Annotated in this window: 10 protein-coding genes; 6 read left to right on the forward strand and 4 right to left on the reverse strand. The window is 69.4% G+C overall.

From position 1 onward, the window contains the following. Positions 1-8: 8 nt before the first annotated feature. On the reverse strand, positions 9-2,681 hold the full coding sequence (locus AB0L97_RS07265) for a GNAT family N-acetyltransferase (protein ID WP_364426016.1): 2,673 nt from the start codon (positions 2,679-2,681) through the stop codon (positions 9-11). Beyond that, complete coding sequence (locus tag AB0L97_RS07270) at positions 2,674-3,945, reverse strand: acetoin utilization protein AcuC (protein WP_355070336.1); 1,272 nt, start codon at positions 3,943-3,945, stop codon at positions 2,674-2,676. The genes AB0L97_RS07265 and AB0L97_RS07270 overlap by 8 nt, the downstream gene beginning before the upstream one ends. Positions 3,946-4,154: 209 nt before the next feature. On the opposite strand from AB0L97_RS07270, the gene AB0L97_RS07275 reads away from it, so the two are divergent. After that, positions 4,155-4,841 (forward strand): iron dependent repressor, metal binding and dimerization domain protein, encoded by a 687-nt coding sequence (locus AB0L97_RS07275; RefSeq protein ID WP_355070334.1) that lies wholly within the window; start codon positions 4,155-4,157, stop codon positions 4,839-4,841. A 3-nt stretch (positions 4,842-4,844) separates the two neighbouring features. Then, on the forward strand, positions 4,845-5,825 hold the full coding sequence (gene galE / locus AB0L97_RS07280) for a UDP-glucose 4-epimerase GalE (protein ID WP_355070332.1): 981 nt from the start codon (positions 4,845-4,847) through the stop codon (positions 5,823-5,825). Between the two features lie 185 nt (positions 5,826-6,010). Here the strand turns inward: galE and AB0L97_RS07285 are convergent, their stop codons facing one another. Then, complete coding sequence (locus tag AB0L97_RS07285) at positions 6,011-7,090, reverse strand: DUF4192 domain-containing protein (RefSeq protein WP_364426019.1); 1,080 nt, start codon at positions 7,088-7,090, stop codon at positions 6,011-6,013. Positions 7,091-7,526: 436 nt separating this feature from the next. Next, positions 7,527-8,225: a sensor domain-containing protein gene (locus AB0L97_RS07290; protein WP_355070329.1), complete on the reverse strand. Its 699-nt coding sequence runs from the start codon at positions 8,223-8,225 to the stop codon at positions 7,527-7,529. Positions 8,226-8,505: 280 nt separating this feature from the next. On the opposite strand from AB0L97_RS07290, the gene AB0L97_RS07295 reads away from it, so the two are divergent. From AB0L97_RS07295 to speD, 4 genes are all read left to right on the forward strand, one after another. Continuing rightward, positions 8,506-9,450, forward strand: a complete 945-nt coding sequence (locus AB0L97_RS07295; RefSeq protein WP_355070327.1) for a PAC2 family protein — start codon at positions 8,506-8,508, stop codon at positions 9,448-9,450. 69 nt (positions 9,451-9,519) lie between these two features. Further along, entirely contained in the window at positions 9,520-12,018 is a 2,499-nt protein-coding gene (locus AB0L97_RS07300) for a DUF3516 domain-containing protein (protein WP_355070326.1), read from the forward strand. Between the two features lie 163 nt (positions 12,019-12,181). Next, entirely contained in the window at positions 12,182-13,297 is a 1,116-nt protein-coding gene (locus AB0L97_RS07305) for a type III PLP-dependent enzyme (RefSeq protein WP_355070324.1), read from the forward strand. An 8-nt stretch (positions 13,298-13,305) separates the two neighbouring features. Next, positions 13,306-14,508 (forward strand): adenosylmethionine decarboxylase, encoded by a 1,203-nt coding sequence (speD, locus tag AB0L97_RS07310; RefSeq protein WP_364426023.1) that lies wholly within the window; start codon positions 13,306-13,308, stop codon positions 14,506-14,508. The last annotated feature ends 102 nt before the right edge of the window (positions 14,509-14,610 follow it).

A 14,610-nucleotide genomic window follows, 5' to 3' on the forward strand; every position in this document is an offset into this window, starting at 1 on the left:
GCCGAGGCTCAACCCAACCGGCGCGGACCGGTGTCGAAACGGCTGGGCTGCGGGCCGATCCGGGCGCGTGCGTACAGGATCTCCGCCGATGTCGGCGAGGCCAGCACCGGATCGAAGGACAGTTCCCGCATCTCCGGCAGGTCGTCGAACAGCGCCGAAATGCGCTGGGCCAGTTCGGCGAGGGCCGCTTTGTCCACGCGGGGACTCGCCGGCGTACCCGACAGCAACGGTGCGGCTCGCGGCGCGTCGATCAGGGCTGTCGCCTCGTCGGCGGTCAACGGCAGTGCCCGATAGGCGCGGTCGCCGAGCAACTCGATGATCAGACCGGACAGGCCGAATTCGATCACCGAGCCGAACGACGGGTCGTCCTGGACGCGAAGGATGCAGCCGACACCCTTGGTGGCCATCTTCTGGATGTGCAGTACCGGATCACCGCACAACTCCGCCAAGTCCGCGTATCCCTGTCGCACCGCTTCGGGACGCCACAGATCGAGCCGGACGCCGGTGAGATCCGGTCTACGCCGCCACAATTCGCCGGTCGCCTTGGCCGCTACCGGGTAGCCGAGTTCTTCCGCGGCGGCGACGGCCTCCTCGGCGTTGCGCACCTCGCGGAACTCGACGACCGAGATGCCATAGCAAGCAAGCAGTTCCACCGTTTCCAGATCGGTGAGCCGCCGACCGCCCGAACCGGCCATCCAATCGGCCACCAATCGACGCGCGCGGTCGGTGTCGATGCCCTCCGGCCGCACCACCGGCGAGACCGGCCTGGTTCGCCATGCGGCGTATCGCCGCACCCGGGCCAGCGCTCGAGCCGCGCGCTCCGGATCCGGATACGACGGGATCGAGCCGTGCGCCGCCGTGGCGCCGGGACCACGCACCGCGAGCAGGTTCGGAATCCCTTGCTCGGCGACGAACGTGGTGAGAATCGGCTTCTTCGCCTCGGGCACCGCGGCCGCCGCCGCTCGGATCGCGTCGGCGAAACCGGCGGTCGGCAGCGGCACCGGAGGTGCGAAAACGACGATCAAGGCGTCCGTCTCGTCCGAGCGCAACGCTGCGACCAGAGCGTCCAGATACGCGCCCGGCGTCGCCTGCGGACCGAGGTTGACCGGCTCGCCGACCTCGAGGCCCTCCCCCTGCGCCGCGTCGACGGCCAGCCAGTTGAGCGCCGCGCTGTTGCCGACGACCGCCAGCCGCGAGCCGCGCGGCAACGGCTGATAGCCCAGCAGAGCGGCGCAGTCGAACAGTTCGGAGATCGAGTCGACCTGGACGATTCCGGCCTGGGCGAACAGATCCCGCACGATCGACCGGTCCATGTCCCCCGCGGGCTGAGCGACCGAGCGGCCGCTGCTCACCGCGACGATCGGCTTGGCCCGGGCCACCCGGCGCGCGATCCGGGAGAACTTGCGCGGATTACCGAAGCTTTCCAGGTACAGCAGCACCACATCGGTGTCCGAGTCGCTGTCCCAGTACTGCAGCAGGTCGTTGCCGGAGACGTCGGCACGGTTACCGGCCGACACGAACGTCGACAAACCGAGATTGCGGGCGGCCGCCTCCCCGAGGATGGCCGCGCCCAAGGGCCCGGACTGGCAGAAGAAGCCGATGCGTCCGCGACCGGGCAACACCGGGGCGAGGGTCGCGTTCATGGCGACCGCCGGATCGGTATTCGCGATGCCGAGCGCGCTCGGCCCGACCACGCGCATGCCGTGCCCACGAGCGGCCGCCACCAGTTCGCGTTCGGCCGCCGACCCCCCGGCGCCGGTCTCACCGAAACCAGCGGTCAGCACGACGAGGCCTTTGACCCCCTTGGCCATGCAGTCGTCGAGCACCGACCCGATCGCCGCGGGCGGCACCGCGACCACGGCGAGATCGACCTCGTCGGGAATCTCCCTGACCGTCGCGTACGCCCGTACCCCGCGCACCGACTTGCGGTTCGGGTTCACCGGGAACACCGGCCCCTGGAACAGACCCGACAGCAGATTCGCCAGCACCGCCCCGCCCACCCGCCCGGTCGCGGGGGTAGCGCCGATCACCGCCACCGATCGCGGCGTGAGCAGATTGCCCACGCTGCGCGCTTCGGATGCGCGTTCGCGCGAATCACGCACCGACAGCAATGCTTCGGTGGGGTCGATGGCGAACTCGAGATGCAGGACCGACCCGTCCCGGCTGCGCTCGACCTGGTAGCCCGCGTCGCGGAAGACCGTCACCATGACGGTGTTCTCCGCGAGCACCTCGGCGACGAAGGTCTCGATCTTGTTCTCGGCGGCGGCGCCGGCCAGATGCTCCAGCAGGATCGAGCCGAGCCCGCGCCCTTGATGGCCGTCGGCGACCACGAACGCGACCTCCGCCGCCCGCGGCCCGTCCCGCTCCAGCAACTCGTAGCGGCCCACCGCGACGATCGCCTCGCCGAGTTCCAGCACCAGGCCGACCCGGTCGTGATAGTCGACATGCGTGGTGCGATACAAATCCTTCGGCGAGATCCTGGGGTACGGGCCGAAATATCGCAGATACCTGGTGCGGTCCGACAGCGCGCCGTGGAACTCCTGCAGCCGCTCGGCGTCGGCGGGAGTGATCGGGCGCAGTCGTACGACGCCACCGTCGGAGGCGAGCACGTCGGCGAACCAGTGCTGCGGCGGCGGGGGCGGGGTGGCGGGAGTGTCCGCGGTGTCGGGAAAGTCAGTCACGAGGATCCTCCGGGTCCAGACCCAGCAACCCGAAAGTCGCTCGGCGGGTGGCCAGCACGGCCATGTCGACGGCACGTTGGGCGCGATCGACCCGTACGTCACCGGTCTCACCGGTGCCGCCGGGGCCGTCCCATGGACGGTAGGCGATGTCACCGCCGTCGCCCATGGTGCGCGGCGGGTCCGCCCGCGGCACCGCCGCGCCGATCAGGTCGATCCAGTCCTGCGGGATCGCTGTCGCGGGATCGATGGTGCGATCCAACGCGGTGGCCAGCAAGTGGGTCCAGGCCCGCGGCACCACCCGGACCAACCCGTATCCGCCACCACCAACGGCCAGCCAGCGTCCTTCGGCATAGCGGTCGGCGAGTTCGCGCATGGCGCGGAAGGCCGCGCGCTGTCCGTCGACGGTGAGTTCCAGGTCGGCCAGCGGATCTTCCCGATGGCTGTCCACCCCGCACTGGCTGACCACGATCTGCGGACGGAATGCCTCCACCGCGCCCGGGACCACGGCATGAAACCCTCGCAGCCACTGAGCGTCCCGGGTGCCCGGCAGCAACGGCAGGTTGATCGACGTGCCCTCCGCCGCGCCAACGCCGATCTCCTCCGGCCAACCGGTGTTGGGCCACAGGGTGGCCGGATGCTGGTGCAGCGAGATGGTCAGCACCCGGGGGTCGGCGTAGAAGGCCCGTTGCACGCCGTCGCCGTGGTGCACATCCACGTCGATGTAGGCGATCCGGTCGAAACCGTGGTCCAGCAGCCAGGAAATGGCCACCGCCGCGTCGTTGTACACGCAGAACCCCGCCGCCGAATCGGCCATCGCGTGGTGCATGCCGCCGCCGATGCTCACCGCCCGGTTGGTGCGGCCCTCCGCGATCTCCCTGGCCGCGGCCAGCGTGCCGCCGACGATCGTGGACGCCGCCTGGTGCATTCGCGGAAAAACCGGATTGTCCGGGGAACCGAGACCGAAGGGTGGAGCGGCAGGCGAACCCACCGGCGGCACGGCGCGTTCGACCGCGTCCAGGTAGTCGGGCGTGTGGACGCGCAGCAGATCGGGGCGTTCCGCGGCGGCGGGCTCGAGCACTTCGACGCCATCGAGCAAGCCGAGACTTTCCGCCAGCGCCATGGTGAACTTCAGGCGCGCGGGCTGCATCGGGTGCTCCGGAGTCCAGCGGTAATCCAGGAACCGCTCGGTCCAGACGACAGTTGCGGGGCGGCTCGTTCCGGGCGAAATCGGCGCCCGAGGTTCGCCGCGCGGTGCAGTGGCCATGATCGCAACGCTAGCGGGAAGCAAGGAACCCCGCGAAACGTTCCTATGCAGTACAAATACAAGAAAGTATGCTCACGGCCGCCTGCCGTGCGCCGATCACGTTCCCGCAATGCCGCCGGAGATGTCGTGCGCAGCGTGGAGCGACACGATCCGGCACACGGGGGTGCCGTCGTGCGTGGGTAGAATTCGTGCCGACGAAGGGGTAACAGGTGAAGGATCTGGTCGACACCACGGAGATGTATCTCCGTACCATCTACGACCTCGAGGAGGAGGGCGTGGTGCCCCTGCGCGCCCGGATCGCCGAGCGCCTCGAACAGAGTGGTCCCACCGTGAGCCAGACCGTCGCGCGCATGGAACGTGACGGCTTGCTGCTGGTCGCCGGCGACCGTCATCTGGAACTGACCGAGAAGGGGCGCAGCATGGCCGTCGCGGTCATGCGTAAGCACCGGCTGGCCGAACGGCTGCTGGTCGACATCATCGGCCTGGACTGGCAGAACGTGCACGCGGAGGCCTGTCGCTGGGAGCACGTGATGAGCGAGGACGTCGAGCGCCGTTTGGTCGAGGTGCTCAACCACCCCACCACCTCCCCGTACGGCAACCCCATTCCCGGCCTGGACGAACTGGGCATCATTCCGCCCGCCGCCGCCGACGAGACGCTGCTTCGCCTGTCGGATCTGCCGAACGGCCAGCAGCACGCCGTCGTCGTGCGCAGGCTCGCCGAGCACATCCAGACCGACCCCGAAGTCATCGGCCGGCTGCGGGAGGCGGGCGTGGTGCCCGACGCCCGCGTCACGGTGGAGACGAGGCAGGGTTCGGTGATCATCACCGTGCCCGGCCACGACGGCTTCGAACTGCCCGACGAGATGGCGCACGCCGTCCAGGTGAAGCTGGCCTGACACGTGAGACTTCTCGTCACGGGTGGCGCGGGCTACGTCGGCGGCGTCTGCGCCCAAGTTCTGTTGGAAGCCGGCCACGAGGTGATCGTGGTCGATGATCTGTCCACCGGCAATGCCGAGGGCGTGCCCTCCGCCGCCCGGTTCGTCCAGGGTGACGTGGCGGTCGCCGCGCCGGAGCTGCTGGCCGCCGAACCCTTCGACGCTGTTCTGCATTTCGCGGCCCAGTCGCTGGTCGGCGAGTCGGTGCAGCAGCCGGAGAAGTACTGGCACGGCAACGTCGTGAAGACGTTCGAGCTGCTGGAGGCGATGCGGCGCACGGAAACGCCGCGGCTGGTCTTCTCCTCCACCGCCGCGGTCTACGGGGAACCGGAGCAGGTGCCGATCACCGAGGATGCCCCGACCCGCCCGACCAATCCGTACGGCTCGTCGAAGCTGGCCATCGACCATGCCATCACCTCCTACGCGATCGCGCACGGGCTGGCGGCGACCAGCCTGCGGTACTTCAACGTCGCAGGCGCCTATGGCGGACTGGGCGAGAACCGAGTGGTGGAAACGCATCTCATCCCGCTGGTCCTGCAAGTCGCGGCCGGGCACCGCAAGGCGATCTCGGTCTTCGGCACCGATTGGCCCACCCCCGACGGGACCGCGGTCCGCGACTACATCCACATCCGCGACCTCGCTCAGGCCCATCTGCTGGCCTTGACGACCGCCGAGCCGGGCACCCACCGGATCTACAACCTGGGCAGTGGCACCGGATTCTCCGTTCGCGAGGTGATCTCGGCCTGCGAGCGCGTCACCGGCCTGCCGATCGCCGCGCAAGACGCGCCCCGTCGTCCCGGCGACCCGGCGACGCTCATCGCGTCCAGCGAACGCGCCATCACCGAGCTGGGCTGGCGTCCCGAGCACAACGATCTCGACGAAATCGTCACTGACGCTTGGGCTTTCCTCCGATCGCTCGGCTCCCGCGCGCACAGCGCGCGATAATCCGCCACCTGCGGTCCGAGTCGACCCCGCACCGACTCGGGCCGCGGCGCCGACGCAACGGCCCCGGAGCCGATTGCGCCGCGACGACACCTGCCCGGACGAAGCACGGTGTTCCGCCGAATCGTCACGGTGATCCGGCGCGGGCAGCATCGCGAACTCGTTGTCACCGATCCGCATATCCGGCTTCACGGCGCCGGTTCCCCCAGGTCGACACCGAGACCAGCGGCGGTCCGGTAGCCGCTGCGCGCGAGGCGACGCAACTGTTCCGGGCGCATGCCCAGGCGCAGCGAGGTGTCGAGCAGCATCGCCATCGGATGCCCCGGATCCGCCTCCAGCGCGGCTTCCAGCGCGATGCCCGCCAGTGGTCCGTCACCACGGACGTAGGCGCTGTAGCCGAGCAGTGCGGCGGCCTCGGCACGATCCGCGCCGGTCAGCGCGCGGGTCAGCGCGATCCACACCGCCTCCGCCGCGGCGGCGTGGTCGCCCACGGCCAGTGCGAACATCGTGTCCCGCACCGCCCGATCGCGCAGGGCCGCGGTGATCTTCGCGAGTTCGGGCGCCATCAGCGCCGCGCCCGAGGCGGTGTTGGCGATCTGCCACAGCACATAGTCCAGCGCTTGCCTGCTGTATCCGATCGGATCGCCGCGACGCGCGGCCCGGGCGTAGCGTTCGCCCGCACGCGCGAGCGCGTCCGGCAGGTGCGCCGCCATCTCGGCACATGCGAGCGGATCGGGCGCGACCAGACCGGTGAGTTCGGAACGCGAACCGCGGATCGGCCTGCCTTCCAGCACGTGGGTCAGCGTCACCAGAGAGGCCGCAGGATCACGGAGCACTCCGCGCCGCCGTGGTCCCGTCAAGGTCCACCACTGCTGCCCGGCGGCGATCGCAGGCACCGCCCAGACCCCGGCCAGCGAGATGTCACACGCTGCCAGCCGCCTGCCGAGCGAGCCGACCAGCGCGTCGAATCGTCCGGCCGCGCATCTCGACCGGTCGGCGCTCGGCTCCACGGCGCGTTCGTCGACGACGACGGCCATGACCTCGGCCGCCTGGTCGTGCGCGCAGATCCGCGCGACCGCGGCCGCCAGCGTCGCACCGCGCACGCGGCGGCCACCGGGCGAATCCAGATCGAAGCGCACCACCGCGTCGACCGTCGCACCGCCGGGCGTCCCGTGCCGCAGGACGAGCACGACCACCGACCGTTCCGGGGTGAATCCGAGCATCGCGGGCACCGCGGCAATCAACTCCGCCGGATCATCTACGCACACAACATGTTCCGGAGCACCATGGAACTGCGGAGGATCTTCGCCGCATCGAGCGTGCCGAGATCGACCACCGGGAGTCCACGCGTCTGTTCCGTCCTCCGCCGCGCGCGAATGCGAGTGCGGCGCGGCGATCGCTGCGGGAACGGCGCGTGGCGCGGTGTCGGAGCGAGCGCCGCACCTCGATGGATGGTTGCGGCCGGAATCCGGCCGCGATTCGTCGTCCATGCCTGCATGTCCGGCATCGACCGGTTCGGGGGCTCGAAACGGGTTCGCGGAAGTGGTCATGCTTCGACCATGCGGCTCGGTGGACTCCGGTCTTCGACGCCGACCTGGCGATTCCGCCGCCCTGGGGAATCCGCTTCGCGCTGTGCACGACTCGACCGACACGACGGCGGTATCGCGATTCGTGTCGGAGGCGCCTGCTACCGTGCCGCCCGCGCTACCTCTCGCGCACTTTGCGCACCGCCGTGGCGAACAGCGCATCCAGCGCGGGGGTATCCGGTTCGCCCTCGGCGAACGACATGTAGGTCACCGAGATTCGCACGTCCCCCACTTGCGCGACGTGCGTGCGCATCGTTTGGGTCAGCCGGGCGCCTCCCGACTCCGGCCGCACCGTCCTGCGCAGCGAGAGGGTGTCGTCGGCGTCGATCGGCGGCGGCGAGTCCAACTCGGACGTCACGGTGGTAGCGGCGCCCGCTCGGTTGACCCGCACCGATCCGCACTGCTCCAGCCGGGCGCGCAGGGCGGCCAGCGGCTCGCCGCTGCGGGTCAATTCGACGGTCAGCGTCGCGCGGGTCGCGTCGTCCGTGCCGACCGCCATCGCGGTGCGATCGGGCCCGAAGTCCTGATTCGGCGGCACGCACCGGCTGGGCTGGACGTTCGCACCGCGGCCCATGCCGTCCAGGTCGCCCGCCGCCTGAGCCACGGCGTCCTGGGGCAGCACCACCGCCGCGTACGGCGGTGGAAACTGGCTCGGATCCGGTAGCAGTGTCGGCAGTTCCGCGCTGACGTGCCGGGTCACCGCGGTCGGCGCCGACGAGACCGGGCGCCCCGGTACCGTCGACCCGCATCCTGCTAGCAGCACCGCGCAGACGACGGGTGCCACCCGGCCCAGCCGCATGCGCCTCGAATCCGCCACGGTCACATCCCCACTGTGCCAAACTCCTCGTGTCCGGTCGGCGATGCCACGCCGCCGGGCCGGGAATGCGCGGCCCACCGATGCTGTTGGCTCGGAGTACGGGTCGGTGTCCGGCCGTGCGCGGCGACCGCGACGGCATGGGGGACAATGGACAGTGGTCCCCGGTTCGGACGACTGCTCGTCTCGCACCACCAGGAGTGGCGAACGATCGGGCAGGCAACCACACTGGCGCGTGAGGCACGCGTCCGGGCCGCAGGAGCCGCGCAGGAAGGAGTACGCGATGGACTACGAGTCGCGAATGTACGAACTGGAGTTTCCCGCTCCGCAGCTGTCGTCCGCCGACGGCGCGGGCCCGGTCTTGGTGCACGGACTGGAAGGCTTCACCGACGCCGGGCACGCGGTGCGGTTGGCGACCACGCACCTGCGCGAAAGCCTCGAAAGCGAACTGGTCGCCTCGTTCGACGTGGACGAGCTGCTGGACTACCGCTCGCGGCGCCCGCTCATGACGTTCAAGACCGATCATTTCTCCGATTACGCCGAGCCGGAACTCAACCTCTGGGCATTGCGCGACACCGCGGGGACCCCGTTCCTGTTGCTCGCGGGTCTGGAGCCGGACCTACGCTGGGAGAAGTTCACCACCGCGGTGCGGCTGCTCGCCGACCAGCTGGGCGTGCGGCGCAGCATCGGCCTGAGCGCCATCCCGATGGCGATTCCGCACACTCGCCCGCTGGGCGTGACCGCGCACTCCTCCAACCGCGACCTGATCTCCGAGCACCAGCGGTGGCCGGGCGAGCTGCAGGTTCCTGGCAGCGCGTCGTCGCTGCTGGAATTCCGCATGGCGCAGCACGGTCACGAGTCGGTCGGCTTCTCGGTGCACGTGCCGCACTACCTGGCACAGACCGCCTACCCGGAGGCCGCGCAGACGCTGCTGGAGAACGTCGCCGACAACGCGGGCCTGGAGTTCCCGCTGGCCGCGCTCGGCGAGGCCGCCGCCCGGGTACGCGAACAGGTCAACGAGCACATCGCGGGCAATGCCGAGGTCGAGACCGTCGTGCACGCGCTGGAGCGGCAGTACGACAGCTTCGTCACCGCGCAGGAACGCCAGTCGAGCCTGCTGGTCGGTGACGGCGAGTTGCCCAGCGGCGACGAGCTGGGCGCCGAATTCGAACGATTCCTCGCCGAGCAAGGCCGTTACACCGGCGACGACGAGGGCGAACAGGACTGATCCGCCCGGCCGCCTGGTCCCGATCGCCCCTGCAAACGTGCTCACGGGCGAGGCCGTAGGGTTGTCGGAGTGGATCTGACCGAACTGCTCGACATCCCGGGGACCGACGCCGACGCGCTCTACGAGTCGTTCGGCATCTGGGCCGCCGAGCAGGGCACCCCGCTCTACCCCGCGCAGGACGAGGCGCTGCTCGAGCTGGCATCCGGATCCAACGTCATCCTCGCCACCCCAACCGGTTCCGGAAAGTCACTCGTCGCGGTCGGCGCGCATCTGTTCGCCCTCACCCAGGGCCTGCGCACGTACTACACCGCTCCGATCAAGGCGCTGGTGAGCGAGAAATTCTTCGCCCTGTGCGAGGTATTCGGCGCCGAACGCGTCGGCATGGTCACCGGCGACGCCGCGGTGAATCCGGACGCGCCGATCATCTGCGCGACCGCGGAGATCCTGGCCAATCTGGCGCTGCGCGAAGGCGCGGACGCCGCCGTCGGCCAAGTGGTGATGGACGAATTCCATTTCTACGCCGACCCCGATCGGGGGTGGGCCTGGCAGGTCCCGCTGCTGGAACTTCCCCGCGCCCAGTTCCTGCTCATGTCGGCCACCCTCGGGGAGGTCGATTTTTTCGCCCGTGACCTGGAGCGCCGGACCGGCCGCTCCACCGCGATCGTCGCGGGCACCGAGCGCCCCGTGCCGCTGAGCTTCTCCTATGCCCGCACCCCGATCACCGAGACGCTCGAAGAGCTGGTCACCACCCACCAGGCTCCGGTGTACGTCGTGCACTTCACGCAGGCCGCCGCGCTCGAACGCGCGCAGGCGCTGACGAGTGTGAATTTCGCGACGCGCGCCGAGAAGGACGCGATCGCCGACGCGCTGGGCGAATTCCGGTTCGCCGCCGGGTTCGGCAAGACGCTGTCGCGGCTGATCCGGCACGGCATCGGCGTACATCACGCGGGCATGCTGCCGAAGTACCGGCGACTGGTGGAGCGCCTGGCCCAGGACGGCCTGCTGAAGGTGGTCTGCGGCACCGACACCCTCGGCGTCGGCATCAACGTGCCCATCCGCACGGTGCTGCTCACCGGGCTGACCAAATTCGACGGCGTGCGCACACGCAGGCTCAAGGCGCGGGAGTTCCACCAGATCGCGGGCCGCGCGGGCCGGGCGGGTTACGACACCATGGGCACCGTCGTCGTGCAGGCTCCGGAGCACGAGGTGGAGAACACTCGGCTGCTGGCCAAGGCGGGCGACGATCCCAAGAAGCAGCGCAAGGTGCAGCGGCGCAAACCGCCGGAAGGCTTCGTCTCCTGGAGTGAGGAGACCTTCGACCGCTTGGTCGCCGCGCAGCCGGAGCCGATGGTGTCGCGTTTCACGGTCACCAACGCCATGCTGCTGAATGTGATCGCCAGGCCGGGCAACTGCTTCACCGCCATGCGCCATCTGCTCGAAGACAACCACGAGCCGCGGCCCGCCCAGCGCAGGCACATTCTGCGCGCCATCCGGCTGTATCGGGCGCTGCGCGACGCCGGGGTGGTGCAGCAACTGCCCGAACCCGACGCGCAGGGGCGCCGCGCCCGCCTGACCGTCGACCTGCAGCGTGACTTCGCCCTCGACCAGCCGCTGTCGCCGTTCGCGCTGGCCGCGCTGGAGTTGCTGGACAAACAGTCCCCGAGTTATACCCTCGACGTGGTGTCGCTCATCGAATCCACGTTGGAGGATCCGCGCCAGCTGCTCATGGCCCAGCAGCACAAGGCGCGCGGCGAGGCCATCGCGGAGATGAAGGCCGACGGCATCGACTACGACGAGCGGATGGAACTGCTCGAAGAGGTGACCTGGCCCAAGCCGCTGGCCGAACTGATCGAACCGGCCTTCGAGACCTACCGAGCCGGACACCCGTGGGTGTCGGAGTTCGCGCCGGCGCCGAAGTCGGTGGTGCGCGACATGATCGAGCGCGCCATGACCTTCGCCGAACTTATCTCCTTCTACGAGCTGGCCCGATCCGAGGGCGTGGTGCTGCGCTACCTCGCCGACGCCTATCGCGCGCTGCGGCGCACCGTGCCGGAGTCGGCGCGCACCGAAGAACTCGACGACATCACCGAGTGGCTCGGAGAGCTTGTGCGGCAAGTCGATTCGAGCCTGCTCGACGAATGGGAGCAACTGACCAACCCGGGCGCGGAGACCGACGCCGACCAGATCGCGTTCGGCGCCGAAACCGTCCGCCCGATCTCCGCCAACGAACGCGCGTTCCGGGTGATGGTCCGCAACGCGATGTTCCGTCGGGTCGAACTGGCCGCGCTGCGACGCTGGGACGAGCTGGCGGCACTCGGTCCCGGCCCGGACTGGGCCGAGGCACTCGCGGACTACTACGCGGAATACGAGCGCATCGGCACCGGACCCGACGCCAGGGGACCGCAACTGTTCCAAGTGGAACGAAGACCCGGATTCTGGCATGTACGGCAGGTGCTGGAGGACCCGGCGGGCGACCACGGCTGGTCGATCGACGCGGTGGTCGATCTGGCCGAGTCCGACGCCGCGGGCGAGGTCGTCTTCGACGACGTCACCGTGTCCGCCGGCTGAGCCCGCATCGCCTACCGGCCACCTGTTCCCGCAGGTCAGCAGCTCCGTCGCGGCCTGATGACAGGGTTGCGCCACCATGGGGCGAATCCAGGTTTGGACGGATTCGTTACTGGGTAGGGGCCGCTGATACTCTCTCCCCCGCTGCCGAAGCGAAAGATCAACTATGCCCGAATCGCCGTACCTTGTCATCCATCCCGAGCGTGTCCGCCAGAATTACCGCGCGCTCGACGCCGCCCTGTCCGCGGGCACGGGCGCCGCGACGAGGATCCGTTTCGCCGTGAAGGCGAGCCCGGTGCCGGAGATCGTGCGCCTGCTGGACGAGGAAGGCGCGGAATTCGACGTAGCCAGCATCGGCGAGATCGACCTCTGCCTCGGACTCGGTGTGGCGCCGGAGCGGCTGTGCTACGGCAACCCGATCAAGAAGGCCGCGCACATCGCCCGCGCCTACGCCCTCGGGGTGCGCCGCTTCGCCTTCGACACCGAGGACGATCTGCTGCGCATCGCCGAGCACGCGCCCGGCTCCGAGGTGGAGTGCCGCTTCCTCGCCTCGGCGCCGGAGTCGCGCACCCCGTTCGGCACGAAGTTCGGCTGCAGCCCCGGCGAGGCGTTCCGGCTGCTGGTCCGGGCCAGGGATCTCGGGCTGGTCGTCGCCGGACCCTACTTCCACGTCGGCTCTCAGCAACTGGATCCCACCGCGTGGCGGATCGGCATCGAGCAGGCGGGCCGGATCGCCGAGGCATTGGCCGACAAGGATATCGCGGTCGGCTCGGTGAACATCGGCGGCGGGCTGCCGATCTCCTACGCCGACGCGGCGCCCGCGCTGGGCGAGATCGCCGCGGTGGTGAACCACGCGGCGGCCGAATTCCTTTCCGGGAATACCGGATTGGTCGTCGAACCGGGCCGGGCACTGGTCGGTTCGGCGGGCACGATTCACGCCGAGGTCGTCGGCGTCCGCACCGCGCCGGACGGTCGGCGCTGGGTGTATCTCGACATCGGCCGCTACAACGGCATGGCCGAGACAGAGAACGAGTACATCGCCTACCGGTTCGTCACCGATCGCGACGGCGACCCCGTCGACGAGGCGGTGGTGGCCGGTCCGACCTGCGACGGCGACGATGTACTGTATCAACGCACGCGAGTCCTCCTACCGACCACGTTGCGAGCCGGTGATCGCGTTCGAATCCTCGACACCGGTGCCTATACCGCGAGCTATTCGTCGGTGTCCTTCAATGGTTTTCCGCCCTTGACCGTTCATGTCTCGGGCGCTGAGCGAGAGTGAGTTTGCCCATGACGGCGGAATTCACCGGTTGGCATGTGCTGGCCGAGTTCGGTGGTGTCGACGCAGCCCTCTGCGACGATCTCGAACGACTCGAATCGGCGTTGCGTGAGTCTCTGATCGCGGCGGGCGTCACCATCTGCGATGTCGTACACAAGAAGTTCGAACCGCAGGGGGTGACCGTCCTCGCGCTGTTGTCGGAGTCCCACGCCTCGATTCACACCTATCCGGAGTCCGGCGACATCTTCGTCGACGTCTTCACTTGCGGCAGCATCGGCGCTGGCGCGTCGAAGGCGGTCGAGCTACTGCGGGACGCGTTGGCGCCCAAGGACGTTCGGATGCAGGTCATCCGCAGGGGACACGGCAGTCAGCGGATCGAGGAGCCGGTGGGCGCGGGCCTGACCCGCATCTGGGACCTGCACGACGTGATCGTCGACACCCACACCCCGTTCCAGCACATGATCATCGCGCGGACCGAGCAGGGCATCAGCCTGTTCTCCGACGACGACCGCCAGTCCACCGAGTTCTCCCAGGTCACCTACCACGAGGCGATGATGGTCCCCGCCTTCGTGCTGGCCGAGAAGCTGGACAAGGTGCTGATCATCGGCTCCGGGGAAGGCGTCGCCAGCCAGATGTCGGTCGCCGCGGGCGCCACTCTGGTCGACCACGTCGACATCGACCAGCTCGAGGTCGAGCTGTGCGCCGAGCACCTGCCCTACGGCTACACCAGGGATGAACTGGCCGCCGCGGTCAAGGGTGAGGGGCCGATCAAGGTCCATTACGCCGACGGCTGGGACTTCCTGGCCGAGGCCGAGCGGGCGGGCACCCGGTACGACGTCATCGTGATCGACCTGCCGGACGAGCGCGTCGAGGACGCGCAGCACAACCGCCTCTACGAGGCGGAGTTCCTGTCCCGATGTCGTGCGCTGCTCGCGCCCGGCGGTGTGCTGTGCGCCCAGGCGGGCTGCGCGACGATGTGGCGCAACGAGACCCTGAAGCGGTCCTGGCAGCGTTTCCACGAGCAGTTCGGCACCGTGGTGCACTACGGCAGCGACGAACACGAGTGGTCGTTCCTGTTCGGCCTGGTCGAGGAGATCGACGACCCGGTCGGCGGGATGACCGATCGCCTGGCGCAGCTGCCCTACCAGCCCGAGACCATCGACGCCAGGGCGCTGGAGCGCGGCGCGATCGAACCGCACGCCCTGCGGGTCTAGGCAACGGCGCCCGAATGCGCCGGTTCCGGATCCGGAACCGGCGCATTCGGTGTTTCGTGTCCGATCAGAGCCGCGCCGGGTCGACGGGCGGCTGGTCACGGT

It is taken from the genome of Nocardia sp. NPDC051911, assembly GCF_040681035.1.
Classification (GTDB): Bacteria; Actinomycetota; Actinomycetes; order Mycobacteriales; family Mycobacteriaceae; genus Nocardia; species Nocardia sichangensis.

Coding starts and splice junctions, on each gene's coding strand:
- AB0L97_RS07270 (WP_355070336.1), bottom strand. CDS start 3,945: ATGGCCACTGCACCGCGCGGCGAACCTCGGGCGCCGATTTCGCCCGGA.
- AB0L97_RS07295 (WP_355070327.1), top strand. CDS start 8,506: ATGGACTACGAGTCGCGAATGTACGAACTGGAGTTTCCCGCTCCGCAG.
- AB0L97_RS07305 (WP_355070324.1), top strand. CDS start 12,182: ATGCCCGAATCGCCGTACCTTGTCATCCATCCCGAGCGTGTCCGCCAG.
- speD (WP_364426023.1), top strand. CDS start 13,306: ATGACGGCGGAATTCACCGGTTGGCATGTGCTGGCCGAGTTCGGTGGT.